At 50.8% G+C, this 26839-nt stretch carries 28 protein-coding genes; 12 read left to right on the forward strand and 16 right to left on the reverse strand.

All coding sequences use genetic code 11. The features are described 5' to 3' along the window. Window positions 1–101: 101 nt before the first annotated feature. Window positions 102–587 carry a DinB family protein gene (locus MKX98_RS33005; protein WP_220687158.1) on the reverse strand — a complete coding sequence of 162 codons (486 nt, stop codon included), beginning with the start codon at window positions 585–587 and terminating at the stop codon, window positions 102–104. 297 nt (window positions 588–884) lie between these two features. On the opposite strand from MKX98_RS33005, the gene MKX98_RS33010 reads away from it, so the two are divergent. The 3 genes from MKX98_RS33010 (at window position 885) to MKX98_RS33020 (ending at window position 3633) form a co-directional block, all read left to right on the forward strand. Further along, the gene (locus tag MKX98_RS33010; RefSeq protein WP_233355148.1) at window positions 885–1421 is read left to right on the forward strand and encodes a sigma-70 family RNA polymerase sigma factor; all 537 of its coding nucleotides are present in this window, start codon (window positions 885–887) and stop codon (window positions 1419–1421) included. Then, complete coding sequence (locus MKX98_RS33015; protein ID WP_339220581.1) at window positions 1408–2595, forward strand: DUF4179 domain-containing protein; 1188 nt, start codon at window positions 1408–1410, stop codon at window positions 2593–2595. The genes MKX98_RS33010 and MKX98_RS33015 overlap by 14 nt, the downstream gene beginning before the upstream one ends. Window positions 2596–2664: 69 nt before the next feature. Next, window positions 2665–3633 carry a DUF5643 domain-containing protein gene (locus MKX98_RS33020; protein WP_194540132.1) on the forward strand — a complete coding sequence of 323 codons (969 nt, stop codon included), beginning with the start codon at window positions 2665–2667 and terminating at the stop codon, window positions 3631–3633. Window positions 3634–3780: 147 nt separating this feature from the next. Here MKX98_RS33020 and MKX98_RS33025 read toward each other — a convergent pair whose 3' ends face one another. The 4 genes from MKX98_RS33025 to MKX98_RS33040 all read right to left on the reverse strand — a co-directional run bounded on the left by MKX98_RS33025 (window position 3781) and on the right by MKX98_RS33040 (window position 7396). Next, entirely contained in the window at window positions 3781–4395 is a 615-nt protein-coding gene (locus tag MKX98_RS33025) for an FMN-dependent NADH-azoreductase (protein WP_220687156.1), read from the reverse strand. A 42-nt stretch (window positions 4396–4437) separates the two neighbouring features. Further along, window positions 4438–5802: an MFS transporter gene (locus MKX98_RS33030; protein WP_220687155.1), complete on the reverse strand. Its 1365-nt coding sequence runs from the start codon at window positions 5800–5802 to the stop codon at window positions 4438–4440. Window positions 5803–5895: 93 nt separating this feature from the next. Continuing rightward, complete coding sequence (locus tag MKX98_RS33035) at window positions 5896–6486, reverse strand: TetR/AcrR family transcriptional regulator (protein WP_339220583.1); 591 nt, start codon at window positions 6484–6486, stop codon at window positions 5896–5898. Between the two features lie 136 nt (window positions 6487–6622). After that, window positions 6623–7396, reverse strand: a complete 774-nt coding sequence (locus MKX98_RS33040; protein ID WP_339220585.1) for an HAD family hydrolase — start codon at window positions 7394–7396, stop codon at window positions 6623–6625. Between the two features lie 101 nt (window positions 7397–7497). Here MKX98_RS33040 and MKX98_RS33045 point away from each other — a divergent pair, with 101 nt between their 5' ends. The 4 genes from MKX98_RS33045 to MKX98_RS33060 all read left to right on the forward strand — a co-directional run bounded on the left by MKX98_RS33045 (window position 7498) and on the right by MKX98_RS33060 (window position 9845). Next, the gene (locus MKX98_RS33045; protein ID WP_220687152.1) at window positions 7498–8196 is read left to right on the forward strand and encodes a cyclic nucleotide-binding domain-containing protein; all 699 of its coding nucleotides are present in this window, start codon (window positions 7498–7500) and stop codon (window positions 8194–8196) included. Between the two features lie 80 nt (window positions 8197–8276). After that, window positions 8277–8765: an RNA polymerase sigma factor gene (locus tag MKX98_RS33050; RefSeq protein ID WP_194540137.1), complete on the forward strand. Its 489-nt coding sequence runs from the start codon at window positions 8277–8279 to the stop codon at window positions 8763–8765. Beyond that, window positions 8762–9505, forward strand: coding sequence for a zf-HC2 domain-containing protein (locus MKX98_RS33055; protein ID WP_220687151.1), 744 nt, complete (start codon window positions 8762–8764; stop codon window positions 9503–9505). The genes MKX98_RS33050 and MKX98_RS33055 overlap by 4 nt, the downstream gene beginning before the upstream one ends. 109 nt (window positions 9506–9614) lie before the next feature. Further along, entirely contained in the window at window positions 9615–9845 is a 231-nt protein-coding gene (locus tag MKX98_RS33060) for a hypothetical protein (RefSeq protein WP_220687150.1), read from the forward strand. A gap of 203 nt (window positions 9846–10048) precedes the next feature. Here the strand turns inward: MKX98_RS33060 and MKX98_RS33065 are convergent, their stop codons facing one another. The 4 genes from MKX98_RS33065 to MKX98_RS33080 form a co-directional block, all read right to left on the reverse strand. Further along, the gene (locus MKX98_RS33065; protein ID WP_339224646.1) at window positions 10049–11110 is read right to left on the reverse strand and encodes an LLM class flavin-dependent oxidoreductase; all 1062 of its coding nucleotides are present in this window, start codon (window positions 11108–11110) and stop codon (window positions 10049–10051) included. A gap of 263 nt (window positions 11111–11373) precedes the next feature. Continuing rightward, window positions 11374–11883, reverse strand: coding sequence for an SRPBCC domain-containing protein (locus tag MKX98_RS33070; protein ID WP_194540139.1), 510 nt, complete (start codon window positions 11881–11883; stop codon window positions 11374–11376). A 25-nt stretch (window positions 11884–11908) separates the two neighbouring features. Then, window positions 11909–12244: a metalloregulator ArsR/SmtB family transcription factor gene (locus MKX98_RS33075; protein ID WP_194540140.1), complete on the reverse strand. Its 336-nt coding sequence runs from the start codon at window positions 12242–12244 to the stop codon at window positions 11909–11911. 264 nt (window positions 12245–12508) lie between these two features. Then, the gene (locus tag MKX98_RS33080; protein ID WP_194540141.1) at window positions 12509–12865 is read right to left on the reverse strand and encodes a nucleotide excision repair endonuclease; all 357 of its coding nucleotides are present in this window, start codon (window positions 12863–12865) and stop codon (window positions 12509–12511) included. A 152-nt stretch (window positions 12866–13017) separates the two neighbouring features. Here MKX98_RS33080 and MKX98_RS33085 point away from each other — a divergent pair, with 152 nt between their 5' ends. Then, window positions 13018–13329 (forward strand): hypothetical protein, encoded by a 312-nt coding sequence (locus MKX98_RS33085; RefSeq protein ID WP_194540142.1) that lies wholly within the window; start codon window positions 13018–13020, stop codon window positions 13327–13329. Window positions 13330–13996: 667 nt separating this feature from the next. Further along, window positions 13997–15202: an MFS transporter gene (locus tag MKX98_RS33090; protein WP_339220590.1), complete on the forward strand. Its 1206-nt coding sequence runs from the start codon at window positions 13997–13999 to the stop codon at window positions 15200–15202. Between the two features lie 122 nt (window positions 15203–15324). On the opposite strand, the gene greA is transcribed toward MKX98_RS33090, so the two are convergent. The 5 genes from greA to MKX98_RS33115 form a co-directional block, all read right to left on the reverse strand. After that, window positions 15325–15801 carry a transcription elongation factor GreA gene (greA, locus tag MKX98_RS33095; protein ID WP_071220557.1) on the reverse strand — a complete coding sequence of 159 codons (477 nt, stop codon included), beginning with the start codon at window positions 15799–15801 and terminating at the stop codon, window positions 15325–15327. A gap of 316 nt (window positions 15802–16117) precedes the next feature. Continuing rightward, window positions 16118–17287 (reverse strand): mannitol-1-phosphate 5-dehydrogenase, encoded by a 1170-nt coding sequence (locus MKX98_RS33100; RefSeq protein ID WP_339220593.1) that lies wholly within the window; start codon window positions 17285–17287, stop codon window positions 16118–16120. After that, on the reverse strand, window positions 17284–17724 hold the full coding sequence (locus MKX98_RS33105; protein ID WP_071220559.1) for a PTS sugar transporter subunit IIA: 441 nt from the start codon (window positions 17722–17724) through the stop codon (window positions 17284–17286). Before MKX98_RS33105 ends, MKX98_RS33100 begins: the two co-directional genes overlap by 4 nt. A gap of 16 nt (window positions 17725–17740) precedes the next feature. Then, window positions 17741–19810, reverse strand: coding sequence for a BglG family transcription antiterminator (locus MKX98_RS33110; RefSeq protein ID WP_339224648.1), 2070 nt, complete (start codon window positions 19808–19810; stop codon window positions 17741–17743). Window positions 19811–19884: 74 nt separating this feature from the next. Next, window positions 19885–21318 (reverse strand): PTS mannitol transporter subunit IICB, encoded by a 1434-nt coding sequence (locus tag MKX98_RS33115; protein ID WP_339220595.1) that lies wholly within the window; start codon window positions 21316–21318, stop codon window positions 19885–19887. Between the two features lie 372 nt (window positions 21319–21690). Between MKX98_RS33115 and MKX98_RS33120 the strand changes: the two genes are divergently transcribed. Next, window positions 21691–22149, forward strand: a complete 459-nt coding sequence (locus MKX98_RS33120; RefSeq protein ID WP_194540145.1) for a hypothetical protein — start codon at window positions 21691–21693, stop codon at window positions 22147–22149. Window positions 22150–22224: 75 nt separating this feature from the next. Here MKX98_RS33120 and MKX98_RS33125 read toward each other — a convergent pair whose 3' ends face one another. Beyond that, on the reverse strand, window positions 22225–23898 hold the full coding sequence (locus tag MKX98_RS33125; RefSeq protein ID WP_339220597.1) for a glycoside hydrolase family 9 protein: 1674 nt from the start codon (window positions 23896–23898) through the stop codon (window positions 22225–22227). 147 nt (window positions 23899–24045) lie between these two features. Next, window positions 24046–24741 (reverse strand): FHA domain-containing protein, encoded by a 696-nt coding sequence (locus tag MKX98_RS33130; RefSeq protein ID WP_339220599.1) that lies wholly within the window; start codon window positions 24739–24741, stop codon window positions 24046–24048. 192 nt (window positions 24742–24933) lie between these two features. Between MKX98_RS33130 and MKX98_RS33135 the strand changes: the two genes are divergently transcribed. Continuing rightward, on the forward strand, window positions 24934–25920 hold the full coding sequence (locus tag MKX98_RS33135; RefSeq protein ID WP_220687145.1) for a glycerophosphodiester phosphodiesterase family protein: 987 nt from the start codon (window positions 24934–24936) through the stop codon (window positions 25918–25920). Between the two features lie 154 nt (window positions 25921–26074). Continuing rightward, window positions 26075–26815 (forward strand): hypothetical protein, encoded by a 741-nt coding sequence (locus MKX98_RS33140; RefSeq protein WP_194540147.1) that lies wholly within the window; start codon window positions 26075–26077, stop codon window positions 26813–26815. Window positions 26816–26839 lie beyond the last annotated feature (24 nt).

Here is a 26839-nt window from a genome sequence, read left to right on the forward strand (position 1 = left end):
CATTTTTCGTGTGCAGGGAGATGTCATTAGCAACCTGGGAGCAACGAAGCTGTACGAGATTTCAACCGTGGAACACCTTCAAGGGTGACAAAAACCGCGGATTACCATTCTAAGGGGGTACAGCTCTTCTGCAGCTTGCGAATATACGCAATCTGACCGATATGATAGGCATTGTGCGTAGCAGCATTGCCCACAATCTCCCACCACTTGGCCGGTTCCGGAAATCCATCCACTTCCTGCTCTAGCTTGGCCGCTGACAACAGCTCCTGCCATTGCAGCAAAACCTCAAGCAATCGGTCTCTTAGCTCGGCGAAGGTTGCGTTATCCGGAATGATAAAGCTTTTATGGTTGTCTCCAATAGAAGGAACGGCATCGACCCGCGATTCGCGGTACCGCGTCTGCCACGTTTCATTCCAATACAGCAGATGCTGTATGATCTCGACAATGCTGTGACTATCGTTGGCAGGTGTCCAGAACGCTTCATCCTCGGTCAGATGTTTCACGGATTGCTGGAACGGGATATGCCAGCTGGGATCATTTGCGTTCGCTAACAGTTGATTCATTAGAACATCATTTGCATGCGCCATGGGTCATTCACTCCTTCATAGCCTGATAATGAGCAGCATCACAAACCATGACTAATTTTACTATAGGTTGAAGTCCTGTGATTCGCAGAAAATGATTAAAATCATTCTTTCTCGACTAGCCTGTCAGCAGAGGCGTCTACCTCATCGTTGTTCGCTCGTTGATCGATAGAATTCGGTTTACCGTTAAACCTATAAAATTGCTTTTTTTATTTTTTTGGAATCTCATATAACATTTCAGTGTGCTAATCCATCTAATCTTATAGAGGGCCCTCAAAAGGAGATGAAATCGTGCAAGATATGGAACTGGAAGTCAAGAGAGCACAGCGGGGAGATCGTGAAGCTTTTATCCGGCTCTTCCGGAGGCTGGAACCCGAGCTGTACCGCTTGGCAAAGTCCATTGTAAGACGCGATGAAGATATTGCGGACGCATTTCAAGAAACGACGCTGAAAGCTTATAGATCTTTGGCAACATTGCAAAAACCACAGTATTTCAAAACTTGGGTGATCCGGATCTTGATCAATGAATGCAATCAGCTGCTTCGGAATCAGGAAAAAACCGTGACCATGGCTGAAGTGCCTGAAGCGACAAGGTCCGCTGATTATTACGAAGATAGTCACAAGCTCGATCTTCATGAAGCGGTGGAGAGCTTGGACGAATCGCTTCGCATCGTGATCCATTTGTTTTATTTTCAAGATTTGCCCATCAAACAGATCTCAAGCGTGTTGGATATTTCTGAGGGAGCGGTTAGAGCACGCCTTCACAGAGCGCGCGGGATCCTAGCGGATCGGGTAAAGCATACTCGGGAGGGGAAGCTGTCTTATGAACCCAATTGATCTGAATAAAGAGCTACGGGAGGCCGGAAAACAATGGAACACCACGGTTCCGGAAATCATCCGACGCCGGCAGGATGAGGTCTATGCTTCCTTGGCTGAACTTCCCATGCAGACCGAGACCGATCAGAAACGCCGCTCCAAAAAGGTGCGCAGAATTGTAGGAGCCATAGCCGCGGCCGCCTTCATCGGGGTAATCAGCAGCGCTTATGTATCGCCGATCATGGCCGAGTCGCTCAAGAAAATACCGGTGATCGGCAGCATTTTCAAATTGACCGACGACCTGGGACTGCAAACGGCGGAAGAACGTGGCCTGGTAGCTATGACGGACGCCAAGGTCACCCATGAAGGAGTGACGCTTAGCATCCCTGAGGTCTCATATGACGGTATTCGTTTGTCCATGGCTGTCAAACGGGAAGGTGAAGGATTTGCTGGAGACATAGTGAATGCCGATAGCATAATGGATGACAAATCAGTCAGAGGCTCCATAAACGATGTTGAAGTGCTTATCAACGGCCAGTCTATTTATGACAAATCTTACCCCGGTAAGCTGGGTTTGAGCGGCAAACCGACATCAGATCCGAATGTGGTAATGTACGAACTGTTTGATTACTCCTACTTGACCGATGGAAAAGTTCCTATCCCCGATCAGTTTCAGTTAGAGGTCAGGATCTCGCTTGATGGTATTGAAGAACCATTTGCCATGAAGATTCCGGTCCACAAGAACAACGAGCAATTAGTAATCTCTTCAGGAGAGTCAAGGGAATGGGGTAGTCTCAGATTAACCCTTGAGCAGGTTAACTTTACGCCGATTACAACGGTAGTTCGAATAAATGTCGAGCAGACAGACTCAGCAAAAAGCCTCCGTAACAATATCCTGCTATACGAGGTTTCGGATGATCAAGGCCGGGTGCTCGGTGCGATAGGCGCTATGGGAACTTTCAACGATAACAGTCTCAAGCATCAGCGAGATGAGCTGCTGTTTGAACGCTTTGCAGACGCTCCAGCTTATATCACGCTAAAGCCGTTTCTACCCGAATACCAGGATCCTTCGGCGAAAAGCGGTCCATTTAAAATCGATAAGCATGGTGAGATTGTCAAAACCTACTTAAAGGACCTGGAGATCACGGTGCCTGTGGATCAGACCATTCTGAAAAAACTGTACGGCCAGCAGTGACCGCTGGAGTACATCACAAGCAATAGTAGAAAAAAATAAAACAACAATTTAAACAAGGAGATCATTATTATGAAAAAAGCATATAAAGTTCTATCTACCGCTGCACTTGCAGCCACCATGTTAGGCGGGGCTGCCTGGGGTAACGCTGAAGCAGCCGCAACCAAAACAGCAGTCACCAAAACGGCAGTTCAAAAAACGGAAAACAGCAAACAAGCTGTGATTGCTAGCGCGACTCAAGGGGAAATTACACTTAGCGCAACTAAGGCCATTCACGACGGCAACCACATTCAAATTATAATTGAACGGAGCGGAAAAGAGCTTTCCGGTGAAATAACTGGGAAATATGATCCTGAACTCGAAGACGTGATTTATGCCGAAGGCGCCATCAATAACTTGGACGTTCTAATTGACGGCAAGCCTCTCCATAGTCTTGGCAACGCCCTTGCGGACAGACCAGACTTGCGCTGGGGAACTGTGGGCAATGACGCCATCCAGATCTCGCTATCCGACGCTTCCTGGCTTGGAAAGAATATTAAGCCTCTGCCAGACAAGTTCAAGCTCACCGCTAACGTTTATCTGGAAGGAACCAAAAAACCTTTTAAATTGAACATTCCTATCCAAAAATCGGCGGAGAAACCAGTTGTGCTGCAGCCGAATGTAACCAAAACATCGGGTAAAATGACCATGACGCTCAAGAAGGCGGCACTTATGTCCACTTCTTCCCGAGTGCAGCTGATCTTAAAGGGATATGAGAAAAATCGCGAAGAGTATCAAAGCATCTCTTACGATTTTGTGGATGACCAAGGGAACAAGCTGGAGATGATAAGCGCAAGAGGCACGGACGAGAACAATAAGAATGACGACATGTATTACGACTTCATTCTGGAAAAATTGGATAAAGACGTAAAATCCATCACCTTGAAGCCTTACAAGCCTGAATTTATAGAAGGCAATTCCGGCCCATACAAACTAGACAGTGACGGCAATGTTATCAAACACTATATTGAAGATCTGGAGATGACGTTTTCCGTAAAGTAGTACCGTCATTTTAAGTTCTGCTGCTCATGCAAAAGAAGTACCCCGCAGGCTGACACAACCTGCGGGGTATTTTGATTAAGACTGTAGTCCAAAAAAGACCACAGAAGCTGAAAAAGTTTTAATTTAATGGTCTCACCTTGAGTGGTGTCAAAACCCTTGAGCCGCCTCTGCAGCTTGCCGCAATCCCTGCTCAATGATCTCCTCACTCCGGTCTCGGAATTGATTATGCCCTTCAATCACAAGGGTTGTCACATTCGTAATGCCGAATACGTTCAGGTGATTCTTAACGAAGCTTACCGCCATCTCCGACGTGTCTCCTTCCGCATATACGCCGCCTCTGGCATTCAATAAGGCCGCCTTTTTATCGGATAAGAGCCCCACCAACCCTTGCTCCGTGTACTGGAAGGTTTTGCGCGGATGGTGCATGTAGTCCAGGTACGAATGCAAAACAGCCGGGACGGTCAGGTTCCATAGCGGGAACGCAAACACAACCTTGTCTGCGGCTATGAACTGCTCCAGATGTTTGGTGACTATATCACTCATAGCCTTTTCTTCCGGTGTGAGTTCCATGCCCATAGCAGACTTAAAATTCCCGTTAATCATCACTTCATCCAGATAAGGAATATGCTCCTTATACAGATCCACTTCAATTACGGTATCCTTCGGATGGGCCACCCGATAGCTCTCCAGAAACGAGTCATATAGTCTTCCCGTTACAGACCCTTGGCGGTTATTGGCTTTGATAAATAAGGTTGTTGTCATATAAATCTCCTCCATAATGTATGATGATGTTGCATGAAATGCTTAATTTGGGCTTTCCAACACAATCCCCTTGGACTCTCTTTGACCGAACTGAACATAATAGAACAGCATGATGGCTATCAGCAGCACAGCCAAAGCTAGGTAGATATTGCTATAGAGGTTCCCCTCCGTGTAGAAGTGGGCCGGATTCCAGTGGATGCCGGACTGGATATCCAGCATCTTGCCGTACACGCCCGAGGCCATGCCTGCCGATATAAAATTCAGCATCTGCATCAGTCCCATCCCGACTCCCGCTTGTTCCTTGTGCAGGCTGAGCGAAACGGAATTGGACAATGCAATCATGACAAAGGTCTGTCCCACATGTCCGAGAATCAAGAAGACCGCGATCAGAACAGGCGATATACCAATGAAAGTAGACAGCAGCGCAAAGCATGCCAGCAATAATCCGACGGCCACAAGGAAGAGATACGTATTCCCCCTCCCATCCGCAAGCCTTCCGCCTGCTTTACCCAGCAAGGCCGACGCGATTGCTGCCGGTACCATGACAAAACCTACCCACCCCGGCGAGAGCCCCTGTACCTCCGACAGCAACAACGGGCTTAGAAAATGCAGGGAGAACCCGATGCCGCTAACGATGAACATCACGATTAATCGGAGGGTATAGTTTTTGTTCCGGAATAATCCCGGATCTACGAACGGTACGGCAGCCGTGCGAATACGCATGATAAGCAGCCCCATTGCCAGCAGCCCAAGAAGAGGCTGCCACCAGGATCCGTTCGTGACGCCGAGCAGGAGAAAGGTAACCGCCGCCGCTAACAGTCCGCCTCCCAGCCAATCGAATTGGCCGGAGGACTGAAGTTCTTCTTCCTTCAAGTATTTTCGATATAAAGGAATCGTGATTAAGATCAGCAGCGGAATAGAGAATAACCAGCGCCAATCTGCAATACTGGCTACAAGTGAAGACACGATGGGACCCAGCGCACTGCCGATGGACAATCCCACGAATGCCGTGGCCATAGCCGATCCCCTTCGCTCGGGTGCAATGTAGCGTATCGGAATTAACATCGCCGTTGCCGGAATCGCCGCGGCTCCGACGGCCTGCAGACATCTGCTGACCAGCACCATCCAGAACACTTGCGAGAACAGGCCGACCAGCGATCCGACCGCGAACAGGAGCAGTCCGATCGTAATCAGATTTCGAAGTTGAATCCGTTCCGTGAGCTTCCCATATAGGACCGTTCCGACGCCATAGATCAAGGAATATGAAGAACTGACCCAGCTGACTTGAGCCGTCGTCAGGCCGAATTCCTCCCGCATATCCGGCAGCACGAAGTTAAACATCAAGCCGCTCATCGCGGACAGACATAAGGTGAACATCACAACGCGCATTAATCTCTGTGTTTCCATCTCCTGAACCACCTCTCGTTGGGCTTCTTTCGTGAATTCGAAATACAACAGTTATGACCGTCAGTACTTACTGACATTCTGTTTAAAAAAATACTAGGGGGTTAATGCCCTAGCAAAAATCCGCACGCTTTCCTCGATAAAGGCATCAAGCGTCACGGAAGAGAAGGGTTCCTCCGAGTCCAGTTCATTCATAAACGCCCCGAAGTTCATCATCATGAACGAAATGGCCCGCAGCTCCGGATCGCCTGCGATCATTTTGCCCTTCTCGGTCATCACGGTAAAATACTTCGTCAATACATCCATGTATTGCTTGGGATGTTTGCTGGTAATCTCCCGCAGGCCCGGTAAGTTATCGTTCTCCTTCACGCTGATCGTGATCAGCTTCCGATTCCGAATCATCAGCTCATGGTACGTCCGGCTGATAAGAAGCAAGTCTTCGCTTAAATCTCCTATCAGCTTCTCTTCGAACAGCTTTGTCATTTCTTCACCATAATGATAGCGCTCAAAGGCTGTTTCCAAGAGGTTCTGCTTGCTCCCGAATTTACGAAACAAGGTTTTCTCGCTTAAGCCGGCAGCCGTAGCGATTTCCAGCGTGGTTACCCCGTTGTAGCCCTTTCGAGAGATGAGGTCGATCGCGGCCAGCAGCAGCTTATCATCCGTACTCAGGTTGTCACTATGCTCCATGAAGGCCTCCCTCTCCCCTTAGGAATGTCAGTACTTACTGTTATTTATTGAACCCATCATATTCCACTCGGGTATGCTCTGTCAAGCATTTAACAAAAAATAGGCCGATCCTATTTCCCGAAGGAGCTTACAGGACCTACACACTTGTTGCAGTATATTGACGCCCGAGCGCCTGCAGCCGTTCCGCAATCGCATGCTCGATATCGCGATCCAGCGGAAGGTGTTCCGAGGAATACGGTGCCAGCAGCGGATGATCACCGATCATTACTGCGTGCAGCGCATGCTGGAACATCGTAATATCGTTGGCATCGTTGCCGAAGGCAACATACTCGCCCTCCTTCACACCCAGCTGCTGAAGCCCGCTCCATTTATGTATCCCCTTAGGGCTGATATCCAGCACATTTTCCCCTCCATGCACGTGAACAACGACATCCAGTTGTCTCAGCCTCTCCTCGACTTCCGCCATATGGTCCGAGGTCAGCATCAATATTTTCACAACCGAATTCAGCTCCTGGAGCGCCACGTTCTTGGCCAGCTTGTGCGGGTCTAAATTCAGCAGAATCGGATGATCTGCCGGACCCGTATAGGCATAGTCCCATTCTCCATCGATCAAATAGCTCACGTTATACGTTGTTAACAGCTGAAGAAGGCTCGGAAGCACCTCGCTGTCAAAGCCCGCCGTGGAGACCCGCTTTCCCCCTGCCGACACCATCGAACCGTTGCCTCCGATCATCGGGTAGTGATGAACGCGCTCATGAAGGACGGGAAGTAAGTCGCGAATCGGCCGGGCGGAAGCAAAAATAACCTCATGCCCTTGGGCCACTAGCTCCTCCAATGCCTTCAACAACTCGTCCGAAACCGGCTGCCCTTTAAAACAGATCGTTCCGTCCAGATCGAATACAAATTTCATGCCCATGCCCTCCTGTATCTTCTCATTGCTCTTATCATAGCAGTTGATCGTATAATGAGAAGGACATTTGTCCAGGAGAGAAAGGAGCAACCCCAAGACCCATGAAACTACTTCATGACGCACCATTGATGAAAGCCAAGCTGGAACAATTTCAATTCGAGAACATGCTGGACCTGAGCAGGCCTGTGCCTTTTACATTGCAGCAATACGAGCCCGACGAGATCATCCTGCATGAAGGCTTCGCCATGAATTCCCTTCTGTTCCTTGTGCAAGGGAAGATTAAAGTGACCTCCAGCATCGAAACCGGCAAATCGCTTCTTCTGCGCTTTGGCCATCCTTTTTCCATCATCGGGGATATTGAATTGATTCGAAGCGTTCCGGTCCAATCGCAGATTGAAGCCGTTAACGAATGCCTCTTTATCGGGCTGTCCTTTGACTATATTAAGCAACATGAAATGACAAACGCCCGCTTTACATCCACCTTGCTGGATCACCTGAGCTACAAACTCCAGACGTGCACGACCGCTTCCCGCGTCAATTTGTTGGCATCGGTCGAGAACCGGTTTGCCAGCTATCTTATGTCCACCATGTCGCCGGGATCCAGCCCTTCCTTCGGAATGGAGCTGAAGACCGACCATATCGGGGAGATCGCCAGCTTGCTTGGTACCACACACCGGCATTTGAACAGGGTCATGCATGCTTTTGTACAAAAAGGGATCCTGGAGCGAAACGGACAGACCATCCGCATTCTGGACTGGAACGCGATGGAGACGGCATCGAATGGGATCCGCTATGAGTAGATCGCCCGGCCTAAACTTTTTCCTCAAGTTCTTGTAACGAATCGGCCCTGACCCGGTCATATAGGCAAGGAGGTGAATATGTGACGGATTTGCGCCAGGTCTATCATCAGCACTTTCAAGACGTGTATCGGTTCCTGCTGTCGCTTAGCAGAGATGAGCATGTTGCGGAAGAGCTCACACAGGAGACGTTTTTCAAAGCGCTGAAGCATATCGATTCGTTTCAAGGTACGTGCAAACTAAGCGTTTGGCTCTGCCAAATCGCTAAACATACATACTTCTCCTATCTTGAAAAACAAAAGCGGTATGAGCCGGCTTCGCAGGTCGAGCACAGCAGCGGTCTGGATATCGAATGGCAAACCGTCGATAAAGCAGAGGCTTTCCGAATCCACCAGATTCTGCACTTGATGGACGAGCCGTATAAAGAGGTGTTCACGCTGCGGGTGTTCGGAGAGTTGTCTTTTGGCGAAATCAGCCAGCTGTTCGAAAAAAACGAGAGCTGGGCAAGAGTCACCTTCTTTCGAGCCAAGCAAAAAATTCAAAGCCTGTACAAGGAGGAGAATCGACCGTGAGCCGAGTTTCATGTGATATTATTCAGGATTTGCTGCCCTTGTACTATGATCATGTGTGCAGCGCAGACACCAAGGCCCTGGTAGAAGAGCATTTGGCCGATTGCCCGGATTGCCGGGAAGTGCTAAGCCACATAAGCTCCCCTATGCCGCTGCCAGCTCAAACGATTGATCAAAACCATGATGAGGGAGCCGGATTGCGGCAAGTTGCCGCCCAATGGTCGCGCACCAAGTGGATCGCGTTTACCAAAGGTTTGTTGCTCACTTGTCTAGCCGTTGGACTCCTGTTCCTGGTATATGTAGGCCTGTTCAAATGGAACATTACCAACGTACCTACCCGCGTTATGCAAGTATCCGATATTAGCCAGCTGAAGGATGGACGCATTGTCTATCATGTGAAGATGACCGACGGTTTCAACGTCAATCAGGCTAGCGGTCACTCCGATGCTAACGGAAATTTGTACATCACACCCAAGCGCCCCATTATCAAGTCCAAAAAGTTCGCGGATCTGGGACTTTCTAACATGTACTATTTCAACGATATTAAAGAGCGGAATGCCTATGAGAAGAGCTTTGGCGATGGTGTTCAAATCAAGGCCCTCTACCTGGGAACGCCCGATGACCGAATTCTGATCTGGGAACAAGGCATGGAGCTGCCTCCGGCAAGCGAGTCCGTCGAGTTGCAGTTTAAAAGTGATGAGAATGAAAACAAGAGACCGCCAGGGCAGCCATCTGGGCCCTGAAGCGGTCTCTTGACCTTTAAACCGTCGTAACGGATCTACGCAATAATCTCCACTCGATCCATGCGTAGACCAAGCCGAACGTACCGAACAGAATAACGGCGGTACTGACATGGAGTTCATATTCCTGTATGAATCGAGCATCATAGCATTCGTAGAACAGGAACCCCCCACCCCGGCCCACATCACGGCATACAGCAGAGCATACAGGAGAAGTGAAGCTCTAACCCATCGCATGCTGCCGATTAGCCACGATAACGGAAGCACGATCACCGGATATACGAGCGATGACAGTAAGATCGGGATGATCACCAACACGAACCCCAAATTACGAAGGCCGTAATATTCCGTCGTTGCAATCTTATATCCTTCGATATACTCCATGCCTACGATCGCACCGGTAAATAGCAATATAAATACGAACCACAGCACAAAATATCTGGCAACCCGCAAGGTGTACACCGCCTTGTCCGTTTATGTCATAAACGATGCGGGCCGAAAAAAGTTCCGTGTAATTCCATTCCATATGAATCAAAGTGCTCCAGCTTACTCCGCAGGTTCACCCGCGGCTTCCCAGCGGTCGATTTCCTTGCGCACCCGAGGGGCGACTTCGGTTCCCAGCCGTTCAATGGCTCTCATGACTTCGTCGTGAGGCATTGTTCCCACGGGCACGTGAAGCATGAAGCGGGTAATGCCCACATGCTTGCGCAGATGAATGATTTTTTGGGCGACCGTCTCCGGGTCTCCGACATAGAGCGCACCTTCGAAGCTTCGAGCCGCATCGAATCTTGCGCGGTCATAGAATCCCCAGCCCCGCTCCCGTCCCAATACATTCATGCTGGCTTGGGTGGATGGGAAGAACTTGTCCGCTGCCATCTCCGTATCTTCCGCAATAAATCCATGGGAATGCGAGCCGATCGGCAGCTTTGATACATCATGTCCCGCGTGAGCGGCCGCTTCTTTATACAGCTTAACCAGCGGCGCGAACTGCAGGGGACTTCCGCCGATAATCGCCAGTACCAGCGGCAGACCGAGCAGGCCAGCGCGCACAACCGATTCCGAATTGCCTCCGCTGCCAATCCATACCGGCAGCGGATTCTGAACCGGGCGCGGATAGACGCCTAAGTTATGAATCGCAGGGCGATGCCCTCCCTGCCAGGTTACTTTTTCCGACTCGCGGATTTTGAGCAGCAGCTCCAGCTTCTCCTCGAACAGCTCATCATAATGGCTCAGATCGTAGCCGAATAACGGGAATGATTCGATGAATGAACCTCTGCCCGCCATAATCTCGGCACGCCCGTTTGAGATGGCATCCAAGGTGGCAAAATCCTGAAACACCCGCACCGGATCAGCGGAGGACAGCACCGTAACCGCACTCGTCAGCCGAATCCACTTCGTCTGGGACGCAGCCGCGGCGAGCACAACCGCAGGCGATGATGCCGCATAATCCTTACGATGATGCTCACCTACCCCATATACATCCAATCCCACCTGATCAGCCAGGACGATTTCCTCAACAACCTCACGCAGCCGCTGAGCGTGGCTTATCACTTCGCCTGTCTTCACATCCGGCCAAGTCTCTACGAACGAGCTAACCCCAATCTCCATCATAATTTCCTCCTATTATGCTTTGCCGCGAGGCAGAACCGTGGCAAAAAAGGTTGTCGTTGTTTCATGCCATCGGGCAGTCAACATCGTTATCTATCATTCAATTATCTTTATATTGAACTTTTAGCTCGGGTTTTTCAAGTTACAAGTTAACTGATAACTGGAATTCAGCGGATTCCATGCATAAATAACACAAAAATGACCGGGATCCACGCGGATTCCGGCCATTCATTCTACCTTGTAACATTGTAAGTGAGATTAACTTATTGTTTGGCTGCCAAGTATTCCTCTAGACGATCCCAGGTTTGCGTTACGCCCTCTTCCATCCCCATATCCAGCACGGTTTTAAGAGCCTCCGGAGAATCGTACACTGCCCGGTTGATCAGCTTGGTCTTCCCATCCTGCTCCACAAAGGTCATCGTAGAAATAGGAGCAGGCATTCCCTCTGCAATGGTACCTTCCGCATCGGAGAAATAATCGATAAGGACAATTTTCTCCGGCTCTTCGATCTCCTGGTACACCGATTTGCCCCAGGATTCCATTCCGTAGAAATCGCCCTGGTTCTTATCCAAACACTTCATGCAGTAATGCCACGAGCCGCCTGGACGGAAATCCATGTTGGATACGGTAACCTCCCATCCGCGAGGCCCCCACCATTGCTTCAGATGCTCTCCATCCGTAAATACCTTGTATACCAGTTCTCTTGGTGCATTAAATACACGTTCCAATACAAGTACTTGCCCTTCAACCCGCGTAATCATTTGGTTTGTCATTATAAATTCCTCCTCATATTAGGTGTTAATCCTGTTTCTTACCTGTTCCTTCCGATTGCAGTGTCTCCAAGTATTTATCCAAGTTGTCAAAGCGCTCGTTCCATATGCTCCGGTAATTATCAAGCCAATGGTCCAATTCCTGAAACGGCTCCGACCGCAGCTTGTAGCTCCGCCGGTTGGCCTCCGCCCTTACCTCTACCAAGCCGGCTTCCAGCAGCACCTTCAGATGCTTGGAGGCTTGTGGCTGCCGAATGTCAAGACGTTCAGCGATTTCTCCTACCGTTAAAGAACCCTTCAGCAGGAGACTCACAATACGAAAACGGTTCGGTTCGGCCAAAGCGTTAAATGTTGTTAGTTCCATCTTGTAGTGATGACGGGTACAGACCCGCTGCTATAGCGTGTACGGTGATTGTCAGTTCTCTCTGTCCACGTCACCATCATCACCTCTTTTTTTTGCTGATTTATTGGTGTGCCGTATTTCCTGATAACAATATACCACGATAGGAATATTCCTGTAAAGGAATATTTAAGTTATTTTTTGATTTTTTTTCACAACACAAAAAAAAGCAATAAACGCGGGTCTTTTACTCGACCACGTCTATTGCTTCTTGTCATTTATCCTTCCTTACTTAAAGAACACCTTGTCTATATTATATTTGGCCTTGAATTCATTAATGATATAGGTCTCATAGATCTCTCTGTGAACGGCGTCTTCAATGACGCAGACCTCGATTCTTGTAACCTCATCCCGATGCTCCTTGATCGGAGAGACGCTATCTTCGAAATGCTTCTTGATCCGCGGTCTGAGCTTTCTTGCTTTGCCAACGAACAGGAGTTCCTCCTTGCTGTTGTAGAACATGAAGATCCCGCCCCGATCTCTTGGAATCAGGTGAAAATCTGTAAATCCGTAAATGTGGCTCAACTCCGGAGCAGCCTGCTTGGTAATGGTAACGTCCACCTTGGGAATGGTTATATTGATCACGACTAACGCTCACTTCCTCAATCATATATTGATCTAAATCGTATCACTAATCTGCTAGTTTGCCCATGCGGGAAATTCAAAATCACCCTTCTCTGGGCATCCGCATAGGATGGAAACTAGGTATGACTAATAACGATGGGGGTCTTTTTTATATGAGCATTCAACATTCCGGACACCAGGAACAAACCTTATATCAAGCCGAACCCAACATGACGCACAACATCAAATCGGTTCGCGATCATATTCACCATCTATGCGGGCAGCATGCGAATCAGCTGGTTCGTGTCGAAACGCTCGACGGTGATGTTTTTGAAGGAACGATTATGCATTGCGAGAAGGGAGTTCTGTACTTGAGTCTGTCCGGGTACGAAAACCAGCGCGGCTTCGGTCCCGGTTACTATAATAATGTCATTCTCCCCTTAGTTCTCTTCGAATTGCTTGTCATTACGCTGCTGTATACCTAGAATTTGGGGACTGTATCCATGCTTGCCTTAGTTTGCAGCTTCAAGAGCAATTGCCAACCTATATAAACCCGATTAAGGAGTGAACCCAATATGGCATTTATGCCGCCGCAAGGACCTCAGGGACCACAGCAAGGGCCCTTATCCCCACCTCCAACCACGATCCCCCAACAACCTTTGGCCAGTGTCTTTGCTGTTGACCCGGGAGCGATCACAGGATGTTTGTTTCGCTTCACCTATATTTGGCCGAGATTTGGGCCTGGCTTCTGGTTTTTTCCGACCTTCGTCGGCCGCACCTCAGTCGCCGGTTTCCGATGGACGGGAAGAAGATGGGTCTTCTCGGGATTCGATTTAAGAAGGATCGAGTCGTTTACCTGTTACTAACCCTTATCATCATCAAGGGCTGAAGTCAGCAGGTACGATCAATGACCCCGGTGATCCACCCGTTCATCAAGAGAGTGCCCCTGCGGCGCTCTCGAGCTCTTGCATCATGGACAAGCTTCCCTTAACAGAGGCTTCCTCTTCAGGGTATCCATTTTCCCCAAAAAATAAAGTTCTTGATTATCCTCCGGCAACATTAAATAATATGTAACAGTCCCTCTTTAAAACCGATAATGGAGATTGGGATTATACTATTAACAAACTCAGCAGAAAGGTTGACTTGAACACCATGGAACTATCGCAGCACGCCTCTGGGAAAAAAGGCGCCAAAGAGCCCTTTCCCATCTCTATACTGTCTTTAACCGTTGGCGCTTTTGCCATTGGCATGACGGAATTTGTCATCATGGGAATACTCCCGAATGTTGCAGATGACCTGAATGTCAGCATTGCATCGGCCGGGCAGCTGATTACAATGTACGCCCTTGGGGTAGCCGTAGGAGCCCCTATTCTAACGGTTCTAACCCACCAAATACCGCAAAAAAAGCTGCTCCTGCTGCTCATGGGCCTATTTATTCTGGGTAACGGCATTTCGGTCTTTGCTCCAAGCTATGCCGTTCTTATGGGTGCCCGAATGCTGACCGCGCTGACGCACGGTACTTTCTTCGGCGTGGGAGCCGTCATTGCTTCGAACCTCGTGCGGCCGGACAAGCGTGCCGGGGCGGTATCCATCATGATGGCCGGATTAACGATAGCCAATATCATCGGAGTTCCGATCGGCACCTTCATCGGCCAGAAGATGGGCTGGCGCGCTTCATTCGCCGCAATTGCCGTTATGGGGGTATTGGCATTGATCGGCATCCTGATCTTCATTCCGAAGCTACGGCAGGAACAAACGTCAAGCATCACGCAGCAAATTACAGCCCTTATCAGACCACAACTCCTTCTCTTCCTGCTGATTGGGGCGCTTGGCAACGCCGGCCTGTTCGCCGTCTTCACTTATATCGCGCCGCTGCTGATTAAGATCACCGGCTTTGCCGAACCGAGCGTCACCTGGATTCTGATCCTGTTCGGTATCGGCGTAACCGTCGGTAATATCATCGGCGGCAGGCTGGCCGACTGGAAGCTGCTGCCCTCCATTCTGGGTGTTTATTTTGCGACAGCTGTCATTCTGACCATCCTCACCGTGACGATCCATAACCCGGTCACCGCCGTGCTGACCATCGTGTTGTGGGGAGCTGCCTCTTTCGCCGTTATGCCGGGAATGCAGGTGCGAGTCATGAGTCTGGCCCAGTCCGCTCCCGCTCTCGCCTCTACGGCAACCCACTCTGCAGGCAATCTCGGAAATGCAGCAGGGGCCTTTATCGGAGGGTTGGTCATTACCCATCTAAGCTTAACGGCCCTGCCTTGGGTGGGCGCTGGTTTGGTGGGACTCGCATTCATTCTGGGAGCAGCTTGTTATATGTATGAACGCAAGGCCGTAACGGTTAATGCTTAGTCTGTCCCGATAGATACAAAACTCTCGTTGCCACACGAGGCACGAACCATGTTGAAAAGGCGTAACCGGCCAATGCACCCCGGTTACGCCTTATATTTATATATTCGTTGATTCTTCTGCGATTACAGAGCTTTGATCTCCAGCAGCTCGTACTTAACGATACCCATCGGCGCATCCACGTTGACCTGATCGCCTACTGCTTTGCCCATTAGCGCTTTACCAAGTGGACTTTCATAGGAGACTTTATTGTTTAATACGTCGGCTTCTGCCGGTCCTACGACCTGATATTCAAGCTTCTCCGCAAACTCGATGTCGTTCAGAACGACATTCGAACCAACATTCACCGTTTTCGAGCTCACTTGATTGGCGTCGACAATCCGGGCGTTGTTGAGTGTTTTTTCCAGGATGATGATGCGCGTTTCCATAAACGCCTGGTCGTTCTTGGCCGAATGGTACTCGCTATTCTCCTTCAAGTCACCATAGCTGATCGCGAGCTTGATCCGTTCCGCTAACTCTTTGCGTTTCACATACTTGAGGTCATCAAGTTCTTCCTGGAGTTTATCATAGCCCTCCTGGGTCAAGATCAGTTCTTCTGCCATGTTCATCACATCCACTTTTTAATTTCTTACTTCTAGTGTACTCTTTATTTCGAAAATAAGCGAAAACTTTCTGAAAATCGATGGATGGAATATTTGGTAGTTAAAACCACTGGCGGGCCGCTACCCGAATTGAACCACTTGGACAGTTATATATGATGGATTATTTTGAACAAATCAAGATCGTTATATACCCTAAAGAGAACCATAATAGCCCCTGATTTCTCCGTAAGGAGAACCAGGGGCTATGCAAGGTAGATGGAATGCCGTAGCCTATCGGCACATGCATCCGTCGGCTATGATATTCACCGCCAATACCTTACGAACCCGCTTCGATATCAGCCTTCAACGCATCATACTGCTCCATCAGCTCACCCATGATCGGATGCTCACCGGCAATGCCGGTATATTGGGAAGCCGTGTCGCTTGCACCGATATCCCGGACGGATGCTTGCAGCTCCACACTCTCCGGATCTTCCGGAACATCGAACATTAGAGCCGCTGCCATGGATTTCGCCAAGCTCTTGTACGCAAGCCCGCTTTCGAAAGCCAGCATGGCTGGTGACACCAGGCGGTCGCCCGGGGACAGCTTCCGGATCGGGGAGCGGCCGACGCGGGACACCTCGTCGGTCAGCGCCGGATTGCGGAACCGCTCCAGAATGGTATCGATATAAGCTCCATGCTCGGAAGGATTGAAGCCGTGTTTATGCACGAGCGCAGCTCCCGTCTCCTCCAGTACCGCGCGGACATGACTCGCTACCTCTTCGTCCTTCATGGCGTCCTGGATCGTCTCGTAGCCCTTAAGAAAGCCCACGTACGCTGCTGAGCAGTGTCCGGTATTTACCGTGAACAGCTTCCGTTCAATATACGGTTCCAGGCGATCCACATAGTGAATGCCCTCCACAGGGATATAGTCCTTAAACATCTGCGAGCGGTCCACCGCCCACTCATAGAACGGCTCCACCACGACCTTCAGACGGTCCTCATGCTGCTGCAGCGGCACAATCCGGTCTACGGCCGCATCCGGAAAAGCAACCCGCTGATCAACCTTCTGCTTCGTCTCATCATCAAGCTTCCCATAGACGAGCTCTTTCAGCTGCGTGCTGCCGCCGATGGCATTCTCGCATGCAATAATATGAAGGGGGGCGGCCGACTCCGCTTGCAACCGGAGCTTCAGCCCCTCGGCAATGGTATCGGCGATGAACTTCAGAATGTTCACGCCTACCGCTGTTGTCACGAGATCCGCTTCCGCTACTGCACGTGCAGCAGCTTCCGGCTCCGAGGCGCTATGGAGTGCCGTGATGCCTTTAACGATCGTGGTCTCCTGTCCTTCGCTGGCCAAGGTTACGGGATACTCCCCGCGCGCTTTCAGCTCCGACACCAACTCTTCGTTCACGTCGATAAAACAAACCTCGTAACCGGCTTGTGACAGCAAGAGCCCTATAAAACCGCGTCCGATGTTCCCTGCTCCAAAATGGACTGCTTTCATGCGCCCATTCCTCCTTCGAAGATGGCCAGAATCTCCTCTTCGCTGGAAGCGTTCATCACCTTCTCAATGCTCTCGTCGTCCGTGAAGATCATGGCCACATTCGTCAGAATCTCCATGTGGTCACCACCGGCAGCCGCGATACCAATGACAATAAACGCCGGCTCATCTCCTCCGAAATCTACCCCTTCCGGGAAGCGAACGATGGACAGTCCCGTTGAGATTACCATGCCTTTAGCCTCTTTGGTGCCGTGGGGAATCGCGAGTCCTCCGCCCATATAAGTGGAGGCAATCTCTTCGCGTTCCAGCATTTTATCTACGTAATCTTCGGATACATGGCCTGCCTGCACTAGCAGATTCCCCGCCATGCGGATGGCTTCGCTCTTGCTATCAGCCTTTGCGTTCAGTACGACTTTATCTTTGGACAGTATGTTACTCATGTTGGTCTCCTTCTTTCTATGGTCTGTGATTGAAAAAATGCTGAAGCTCTTCTGCTAAATAGGATCGGATTTCTTCCTCGCTGCCCCGCTCCATCAGCTCAATCAGCTCGGAGTGAAGCAGCATGGCGCTAATTTCACTGAGCACCTCCAAGCTCTCCTTCGGAAGCTGCTTCGGTGCCAGCATCAGCAGTATGACACCCGCCTCCGCCCCGTCCTCCAGCGGCGCTCGATGCGTCAGCCGGAACAAGGTTAGCGACGGCCAGGTAATATGGCGGCTGCGCGTATGGAACAAGGCCAGCGTCGTATCCGGAATGAGCTGGGTGCCCATCCGTTCGCGCTCAAGCAAACGCTCCTTCACCTTCTCCGCATCACGAACAGCCCCGCGCTCAACCACCTTAGTCAAAGCTTCGCTCAAGGTGCCCTGCAAATCATCCTGCCGATTATCCAGGTGGTACACATGAAAGCCATCCAGTAGCGAAACAATCTCGTTCATCAGGGCTGCCTGCATGCGCAGACGCTCGAATGATGCAACCTTACGCTCTTCCTCGATGCGCTTACTGGCAGCCATGCCCGCAGCCGGTTTCAGGGATGTGCTCTGGATAAATTGCAGCAGCGCCTCTTTATCATCCGCCGTGAGCAGCGGACTTAATCTCACATACCGATCCTTCGGCAGCGGAAGATCAATAGTCGAAATAATAAGGTCATATTGCTCCTTCGGTATCCGGGCCGCTTCATACCACGAGACGTTGCCGAGCACCTCAATCTGCGGCATCTCCTTATTCAGCCGGGTCCCGAGAAGCCTAGAGGAGCTAAGACCGCTGGAACATACCAGGATGGCCTTCAGATGATGTCCCAGCTGGTTCAGCCGTTCGCTGGAAGCACCGAAATGCATAACCAGAAACCCGATTTCTTCATCCGGGACAATCATGTCCAGCTTCATGTCATCAACTGAACGACGGACGATTCCGAACAGCTCCTCATAATCCTTCCGAATCGGGCTCAGCAAGGGATTCCGGATCCGGGTCCCTTCCCGAATCCGTTTCATGGCAGCCCCGATGTGCTCCACCAGACCTGCCCGCAGCGTGCGGTCTTCCTGGAACGGAATGCCTGTGCGCCCCTGAACCCGTTCGATAAGACGCTGAGCGATTTCCACCATCTCTACATCCGTGTGAGCCAGTTCGCTGATCTCGGACATGTCCTTCGCTGATTCGAATAAATGAGCAATATATTTCATTTCAGGATCGTGAATATCTATCTTCAAGATTTGGCCTAGACGACTCGCAAAATCCTGTGCCTCCTCCACCGACGAGGAGGATTTACCATATGCCGTAATATCCGTTGTCTCAATGCTCCGCCCCTGCTTGATCCTGTTTACGGAAACCGATAACGCTATGATCATCGCGGTATATGCACCTTCGCTAAGCTCCTCCGTCCATTCCCAGTTCATATCCCATAAACATTTCTCTACATCCAGCAGCACTGGTTTATCAATCATGGAGAGCAGACGTGCGGTCACCGGCTCATTATGATCACGATATCCATCCCCGACAAGATCGGAGTAATCCAAATATTCCTCGACAAGCCGACAAATCGCCGACCGCCTTACGCCTTCCGATCCTTCAATCTCGATACCATAGCCTCTCCGGCGAATTAGGGTTAGGTTAAACCGCTTCATCCATGGCTCCAGCTCATCCAGGTCATTACTGATGGTCGGCACGGTGACCTTTAAACTATGGGCCAAAGCAAACAGTTTGACGGGCTCATTCGCCTCAAGCAGGGCGCAGAGCATGAGGATTTTGCGCTCCTCCACGGAATAATCGGCCGGCTTCCCTGTAAGCAGGCGTTTCCGCAGCTGAGCCATGTCCTCAGGCGTCTCCTCTTCCAGCCGGATGCCCGTGCCCGACTTTTTATGAAGCAGAACGCCTGTGCCCTGCAATTCCTTCTCAATCTCCTCCATTTCCCGGTGAACCGTCCTGACGCTGACCCCGACCTCAGCGGCTATTTCTGCAGCCGTCATGCCCTCGTTCCTGCTCATCAGGAGCAGAAGGATTTGTCGTTGGCGGGCAGTGATGTGTCTCAGACGCATGGCCCCCTTCTTCATGAAATGAAAGACAACGCCGGCGTTGCTACGCCAGCGTGTCATATGGTTTTAGGCTTATGTTAGTCTTTGAGTCGTTCCACCAGCTCATCATATCTCGGACTCTTCAAGAAGTTGTCGATGGAGATATGCTCCGCGTTCGGATTCTTCGCGATGGCCCGCTCGGTGAGTGTCTTCTGGGTAATGACGATATCCGCGTCATCCGGTATTTCACTTACCGCCGAGTTCACAACCGTAATATCGACGCCCGCCTGCTGCAATTTCTTTCTTAATACCGAAGCGCCCATCGCACTGGAGCCCATGCCGGCATCGCAAGCAAACACGATTTTGTTCACATTCTCTTTGTCCAGATTAGCTACAGCCGCCGAAGCAGGAGCGACCTGATCATTCATGCCGCCGGTTTTCATTTCTCTCATCTTGGCGGAAGCTTCTTCAAGATTCGGCTCTTCGTCGGTCTTTTTGCCTGTTTTGAGCAGTAATGCCGCTACAGCAAAGGAGACAATCGTTGCAACAAGAACACCGGCCAGGACCGATATCAAGCCGCCTTTAGGCGCCATGGCGAAGTAAGCAATGATGCTGCCCGGCGACGCTGGGCCCACCAAACCGGCTCCAAGAATCTGGAAGGTGAATGTTCCGGCAACGCCACCCGCGATGGCAGCCAAGATCAGAACCGGCTTCATCAGAATATACGGGAAGTAGATCTCATGAATACCGCCCAGGAAGTGAATGACAACTGCCCCCGGTGCGGAAGACTTGGCAGAGCCGCGTCCGAAGAACCAATAGGCGAGAAGAATGCCCAGTCCCGGGCCTGGATTCGACTCCAGCATATACAGGACCGATTGACCGATCCGCGCCGACTCCTCTGTGGCGATCGGACTGAAGATCCCGTGGTTGATCGCATTGTTAAGGAACAATACTTTTGCAGGCTCAACGATAATGTTGACCAGCGGCAGCAGATTCGCATTGACCAATACGTCAACACCGGCTGACAACGCTTGGGTAATCCCTTGTACAAGCGGCCCGATTCCGGTGTATGCAACCAATGTCAGCGCGCCGCCAATGATCCCGAGCGAGAAGTTATTGACCAACATTTCGAAGCCGGATTTGATTTTGCCTTCTATCAGCTTGTCGAACTGCTTTAATACCCATGCAGCCAGCGGACCGACGATCATCGCGCCGAGGAACATCGGAATCTCCGCCCCGACGATAACGCCGACCGTGGTAACCGCACCGATCACCGCACCGCGCTTGCCATGGATCATCTGCCCGCCCGTGTAACCGATCAAGAGCGGGAGCAGGTACTTGATCATCGGGTCAACCAGCGCTCCCAGATTCTCATTCGGGAACCAACCGGTCGGGATGAACAGAGCCGTAATCAGACCCCAAGCAATAAACGCACCGATATTCGGCATCACCATACCGCTAAGGAGACGGCCGAGCTGCTGTACCCTTACGCGAATGCCTTTGGAAGCGTTTGTATTTGTCTCGTTGGACATCGTATAGACCTCCTAGTCATATTTGAAAATAAAACGGAATGTAGTTGTCTGTCGCTTTCATCTGACATCTCTATGTTAAGTCAGCCTGGCAAAAGGCTCAACGAAAGGAAAAGCGGGTTTCGTCAAGAATATTGTTGACAACTTTTAAAAGGATCATGTCGTTTTTATGAAAATACCGCCGCACCGCGGTTTCATTCGTAGGGCAAGCCTGTCCATTGATCCTCAATATTCCAAACTTTCAAGCCGAAGCGTGGTAATTTCACGGGTCACGTACATCTCCGTCATAAGTTCACAACAATCCTTCGGTAAACTAAACCTCATAACGGATAACATCGTGAATCCGAAATTAAACGATGGAGGTTTTCCCACCAAATGAACACACAAGCAAGAAACCACATCGGACTATCGATGTTCACTATCATGCTGTTAGCTTTGCTCGGTGTACCCCGTGTCATTGCCCATGATTTACAATGGGTTGATCCCCACGGGTTCATCAATCGGCTGCTTGTCTTTATTCCCCCGATCGTCTGGATTCTTTATGTTCTTGGTAAGCGGCATAGCGTTAAACATCCTTTTGTTCCCTTAATGGTCATCGGCGCCGTCTATGGATTGCTCTTGGGCATTACCCATCAGCTCTTGTGGAATGTGACATTCGAAACGCCGCCCGCTCTGGGCGGCAATCTGGCGGATCTACCCGCAACAGCGGGCAGCTTTCTGACCAGAGCCTTCGCCTTCATCAGCAGCGTCGTGACGGGTACGGTGGTTGGCATCATCTCAGGCATTGTTGCCACGATGCTGCATCCGCTGGTGAAGGGGCGATCAAGACGCTAGCCATGAACGGCCGATACAAAAAAGAAACGTCGAGCATCTCTCGGCGCTTCTTTTGCTTCAGCATCCTTTATTCTTCTATACAAAATGAGATAACACGAACACAGCCGGCGAGTTCCAATAGATGGCCACCTCGTTGGTAGAATAGCTCTCCATCACATCGGCAAAAGATGCTGCGGGCGCCTTGCCTGCCAAGTGCTCACGCGCATAGTCATCGTGAAGCCCCTTGTTCGGTCCGCCGGAGACGAGGCCCGGCACCGGCTCCTCCACGCCATCGCCTTCGGAAGGACGATGATGGGGGTGCAGGATGGGCTTTGTCCCATACCCGGTCACATAACTCATCCCCGTGACGTTAGCCCCGAACACATAGTGGATATGCTCGTGAACATGCCGATCATAATCTTCGGAACCTGACAGTCTTCCCGCCACCAGCAGAAGCATCGCGTGATTCAATACCACCATATTGCTGCCCCAAATATATTGATCCGGCAGCAGCGAGATCCCATAACCGTCCCGATCACTGACAGCGGCAAGTTCATCCGCACGCTGAAGCAGACCCGCCATCAGTTCCCGTGCCAGTGCGGGCTCCTCTTCCCGCTCCGACATCAGATAGGCGAAGGTTCCATAGCCGCCCATGTCCGCCCAACCCAATTCGTATTTCCCGAATGAGTCCTGCCTGGCTAATGCTTGAAAAGCCTCATGGTACCGCGCCTCGCCCGTTGCGCGGTATAACTCTGCCGCGGCCCAGTACCGTTCATCCGCATCCTGGCCGTCGCCGTATTCACCTGTAGCGATATCTGGCGGATTGCGGAATCCCGGCATGTTGGGATGCGCCTCCAGCCATGTCCAAGCACGTTCTGCTGCCTGCAGACAGCTTGCGGCGAAGGCTTCATCATAGGGGGAATAGATCCGCGATGACATCGCCATGACTCCGGCAAAACAACCGGTTGCCGTTGCAGAGATCGGTGACAGATACAGCGGAGCAGTATCGTCCTCCGGCATAACATCTCCCGCCGGAAACCGCAGGGTCGTGAGTTTATGGAACACACCTCCCGATTCCTCCTCCTGCAAACGCTGCATCCATTCCAGCTCATACCGGCATTCATGAAGCACATCCGGCATGCGGCCGTCGCTTTCCGGCAGTGGCAGCTGCTGCGAGAACGCCTCTGGATAAAACTCAAAAGCCAGCAGCAGGTCGGCTACCGCTTTGGCACCGGGAACGACATACTTGCCATAGTCACCGGCATCATGCCATCCTCCCCAGACATCCACCTGCCGCGATTCGTCTCCATGGACGATGGCGGGCGTAAGATGACAGGCTCCGTGTTGCCAGGGTCCGGCATGCAGCTCATCCAGTTTCGTCCCGCAGCGGAAATAATAAAACGCTTTCAACAATGCGCGGTGCGCATCCTCGTATACCTCGTCAGCTATGACAAAAGGCATCGACGCTTGCCCATATTCCGTCTCAATTCGATACGTGCCGGGCACTGCCCATGCGGTGAAATCCCCCCGGCTTACCGTCTGCCCGCTGGCCACATCCTCGATGGCGGGTGATGTATGGCCCTGCCAAACCACCTCGCCATTCAACGCATGGACGATATGAAACCATCCACCCTGACCGGCAATGACGGCAACCTTGGCATCCTGGCTGCGATAGCCTAGCTGGTTGACCGCAATGCTGTTATGCTGTCCATGCTCATTGTTCATGCTCCCCTGTTCATCCCTTTCCGATTGTCGTTTCGAAACTTCCACGCTTTACAACTTCGATAACGATTGCCAATCCCCTCTCATCCGCTCTATAAAATGCAATGCACAATGAAGAAAGCCCTTCCTGCCCATGAGGAAGAGCTTGTCTGGTGTGTATTCATCTTTGTTTCATTTGAGCTCTCACAATCACGTTTAGCCATCGGCTTGCGTCTGCAAAATATAACCTTTTCCACGGATGCTCTCAATGTCCAGAACGTCTCTCGTCTTCTTACGGACCCGATAAATCAGTGCATTCAACTCCTCCGAGCTCACATCGGGCACTTCATCCGTTCCGTAGCTTCGCTCGGGCCAAACGTATGCCTTGAGCTGATCCTTGGACACAAACTGCCCTTGGTGGTTGATCAGCAGCTCCATGCATTTGTACTCTTTTTCCGAAAAAGCGTACACATCCTCGCCGTATACCAGCTCCTGCTTGAACGGATTCAACCTAAGCCCGCCTGAAGCCTCGACTGCAGCCAGCTGTTTGATAAGCGGTGTAATGTCCATCGTCTCATCCATGCTGAGGATGGAGAAGGACAACACGATCAGATCTCCAGCGAGTACAATGGTATCTCCATGCTGGAGGGGAATTTCGTCATGGGGAGCCAACAGTTCCTGATTGACGAAGGTACCATGCTTGCTGTTCAGATCCTTAATGCTGAACTTCCCGTTTCGATACAGCAGCGCTGCATGCCGCCGGGACACAAAGATATTATCAAACGCGATATCCGGATCAAAATGCTGGCCCTTGCGGCCAAGCACCGTTATGGGTTTGGTCAAAGCTATAACGTCCCCACGTTCGTAGGGATTCCCCCGCTCCACCATCAAAAAGGAGGATTTGTCCATCATGCTCCCTCCCGTTCTTATATGCTGCTCATTGTGTTTATCAGTTCGCTATTATGCAATTGTTATGATCCAGCTATTGAGTATGCGCCCAAAATCACTAAGATTTATGGAAGAAGGATTTAATATAGAGAACTTAGATAGAGATAAATATAAATCTACTACTGCATATTGTATACGATTTTGGGGGATTGGATCATGCGAAAACTAAAAAGATGGAAGAAAATCATACTGTTTTTTCTCGTGTTGTTTGTATTTCTGTTTGTTAATAATACATCCCTGTTCACCAAAGACCGTGACGCCGAGCCGCTGCTGCTGGCGCATCGGGGGCTTGGCCAAACCTTCTCGATGGAAGGCATTCAAGCTGACACTTGCACCGCCTCCCGCATCTATGTGCCGGAGCATGCTTACCTGGAGAACACCATCCCGTCCATGAAAGCCGCATTCGAAGCAGGCGCCGATATCGTCGAGCTGGATATCAAGCCAACCAAGGACGGACAGTTCGCCGTGTTCCACGACTGGACCCTGGAATGCCGCACCAACGTGGAGGGCTCGGTCAAGGATTATACCATGGAGCAGCTAAAAAACATAGACATCGGGTATGGTTACACCGCCGATCAGGGAGCCACATATCCTTTTCGGGGAAAAGGAATCGGGCTGATTCCGTCGTTAGACGAGGTATTGGAGGCATTTCCTGACGGTTCATTCCTGATCCATATCAAAAGCACCGACCCCGAAGAGGGAAAACTCCTGGCAGAGTATCTGTCCGGACTGCCGATGAAGCGTCTCAGCCAGCTGACCGTATATGGGGATGACGAACCGATCCAAGCATTAAAATCACAGCTCCCCTCCCTACGCGTCATGTCGATGGGCACGCTGAAGAGCTGTCTGGCATCCTACGCCGGAGCCGGCTGGAGCGGTTACCTCCCATCGGTCTGCCGCAACACCCAGCTGCATATCCCGGAGAAATACGCCCGTTACTTGTGGGGATGGCCGGATAAATTCCTGAACCGGATGGACAGCATCAATACACGGGTCATCCTCGTCGCCGGGGATGGCGGCTGGTCGGAAGGGTTCGACTCCGTATCGGATTTGGAGCGACTGCCGGAAGACTACAGCGGCGGCATTTGGACGAATCGGGTCGACGTTATCGCCCCGGAGCTGACCATCAAGAAGAATGAATAATCGAAGGGAAAGCCCCTCCGCCCCGCTGCGGGGCTTTTTTTATTTTCACGTGGTGTAGGGCAAAGTTTTTGGGACGTTTTTACCGATTATTATTAATAGGGGTCTTTTAGCCTAATTTCATACTAGAATCATTGAATATATAGGAGTTGATATTTTGGCCAGGGAAACAGAGAAAAAAGGAATGGCGTGGTTTAAGAGTGCCCGCTCGAACCAGAACCAGCCCGAGAAGAACAGTACCGAACAAGAGGATATTGCTGCAACGGCAGAAGAAGAGGCGGCTTATTCCGCGGAGCCAGAACTGCCCGCTGCAGAAGGAAACAAACCTCTATTCTCCAAGGATAATCAGGACAAGATCGGCCTTGATGTCATTGTTTCGATCGAGAACATGCTGAAGGAACGGCAGCTGCTGGCCTATAAGAATAGAGGCCTGGAGGATCAGCTCTTTACCGCGAACGAGACGATCAACCGGTATAAGCATGAGCAGATCAAAAGAGATCAGCTGGTTCAGGAGAAGAACAAGGAAATCCGCGAACTCGAGAACGTGCTGACGAACAAACAGATGGCCTACGATCAGCTGCTGGAGGATTACAAGGAATACCAGTTAACGTCGAACCTGGCGTATGAGAAGCTCTCCAATCAGCTCGAAACCGAGACCGCCAAGTACAACAAGCTCTATGAGGAGTCTAACAACACCCAATATCAGAACATGCTCAAGATCAACTCGCTTGAAGAGAAGGTCCGGGAGCTGGAGATTGCCAACCAGAAGTACGCGGAGCAATACCAGAATATCCTGGATGATAAAGCCAAGCTGATGCAGACCATCAATGATTTTACCGAGAAGATGTCCTTCTCCTTCTCACCGAAAACCACGGCTTCCAATACACCATCGGAATAATCTTACCCGCATGAACAGCTAGAG

The sequence above is a fragment of the Paenibacillus sp. FSL W7-1332 genome (assembly GCF_037969785.1).
Classification (GTDB): Bacteria; Bacillota; Bacilli; order Paenibacillales; family Paenibacillaceae; genus Paenibacillus_AQ.

Coding starts and splice junctions, on each gene's coding strand:
- MKX98_RS33005 (WP_220687158.1), bottom strand. CDS start 587: ATGGCGCATGCAAATGATGTTCTAATGAATCAACTGTTAGCGAACGCA.
- MKX98_RS33010 (WP_233355148.1), top strand. CDS start 885: ATGGAACTGGAAGTCAAGAGAGCACAGCGGGGAGATCGTGAAGCTTTT.
- MKX98_RS33015 (WP_339220581.1), top strand. CDS start 1,408: ATGAACCCAATTGATCTGAATAAAGAGCTACGGGAGGCCGGAAAACAA.
- MKX98_RS33020 (WP_194540132.1), top strand. CDS start 2,665: ATGAAAAAAGCATATAAAGTTCTATCTACCGCTGCACTTGCAGCCACC.
- MKX98_RS33025 (WP_220687156.1), bottom strand. CDS start 4,395: ATGACAACAACCTTATTTATCAAAGCCAATAACCGCCAAGGGTCTGTA.
- MKX98_RS33030 (WP_220687155.1), bottom strand. CDS start 5,802: ATGGAAACACAGAGATTAATGCGCGTTGTGATGTTCACCTTATGTCTG.
- MKX98_RS33035 (WP_339220583.1), bottom strand. CDS start 6,486: ATGGAGCATAGTGACAACCTGAGTACGGATGATAAGCTGCTGCTGGCC.
- MKX98_RS33040 (WP_339220585.1), bottom strand. CDS start 7,396: ATGAAATTTGTATTCGATCTGGACGGAACGATCTGTTTTAAAGGGCAG.
- MKX98_RS33045 (WP_220687152.1), top strand. CDS start 7,498: ATGAAACTACTTCATGACGCACCATTGATGAAAGCCAAGCTGGAACAA.
- MKX98_RS33060 (WP_220687150.1), top strand. CDS start 9,615: ATGGAGTTCATATTCCTGTATGAATCGAGCATCATAGCATTCGTAGAA.
- MKX98_RS33065 (WP_339224646.1), bottom strand. CDS start 11,110: ATGGAGATTGGGGTTAGCTCGTTCGTAGAGACTTGGCCGGATGTGAAG.
- MKX98_RS33070 (WP_194540139.1), bottom strand. CDS start 11,883: ATGACAAACCAAATGATTACGCGGGTTGAAGGGCAAGTACTTGTATTG.
- MKX98_RS33075 (WP_194540140.1), bottom strand. CDS start 12,244: ATGGAACTAACAACATTTAACGCTTTGGCCGAACCGAACCGTTTTCGT.
- MKX98_RS33085 (WP_194540142.1), top strand. CDS start 13,018: ATGAGCATTCAACATTCCGGACACCAGGAACAAACCTTATATCAAGCC.
- MKX98_RS33090 (WP_339220590.1), top strand. CDS start 13,997: ATGGAACTATCGCAGCACGCCTCTGGGAAAAAAGGCGCCAAAGAGCCC.
- greA (WP_071220557.1), bottom strand. CDS start 15,801: ATGGCAGAAGAACTGATCTTGACCCAGGAGGGCTATGATAAACTCCAG.
- MKX98_RS33100 (WP_339220593.1), bottom strand. CDS start 17,287: ATGAAAGCAGTCCATTTTGGAGCAGGGAACATCGGACGCGGTTTTATA.
- MKX98_RS33105 (WP_071220559.1), bottom strand. CDS start 17,724: ATGAGTAACATACTGTCCAAAGATAAAGTCGTACTGAACGCAAAGGCT.
- MKX98_RS33110 (WP_339224648.1), bottom strand. CDS start 19,810: ATGCGTCTGAGACACATCACTGCCCGCCAACGACAAATCCTTCTGCTC.
- MKX98_RS33115 (WP_339220595.1), bottom strand. CDS start 21,318: ATGTCCAACGAGACAAATACAAACGCTTCCAAAGGCATTCGCGTAAGG.
- MKX98_RS33120 (WP_194540145.1), top strand. CDS start 21,691: ATGAACACACAAGCAAGAAACCACATCGGACTATCGATGTTCACTATC.
- MKX98_RS33130 (WP_339220599.1), bottom strand. CDS start 24,741: ATGATGGACAAATCCTCCTTTTTGATGGTGGAGCGGGGGAATCCCTAC.
- MKX98_RS33135 (WP_220687145.1), top strand. CDS start 24,934: ATGCGAAAACTAAAAAGATGGAAGAAAATCATACTGTTTTTTCTCGTG.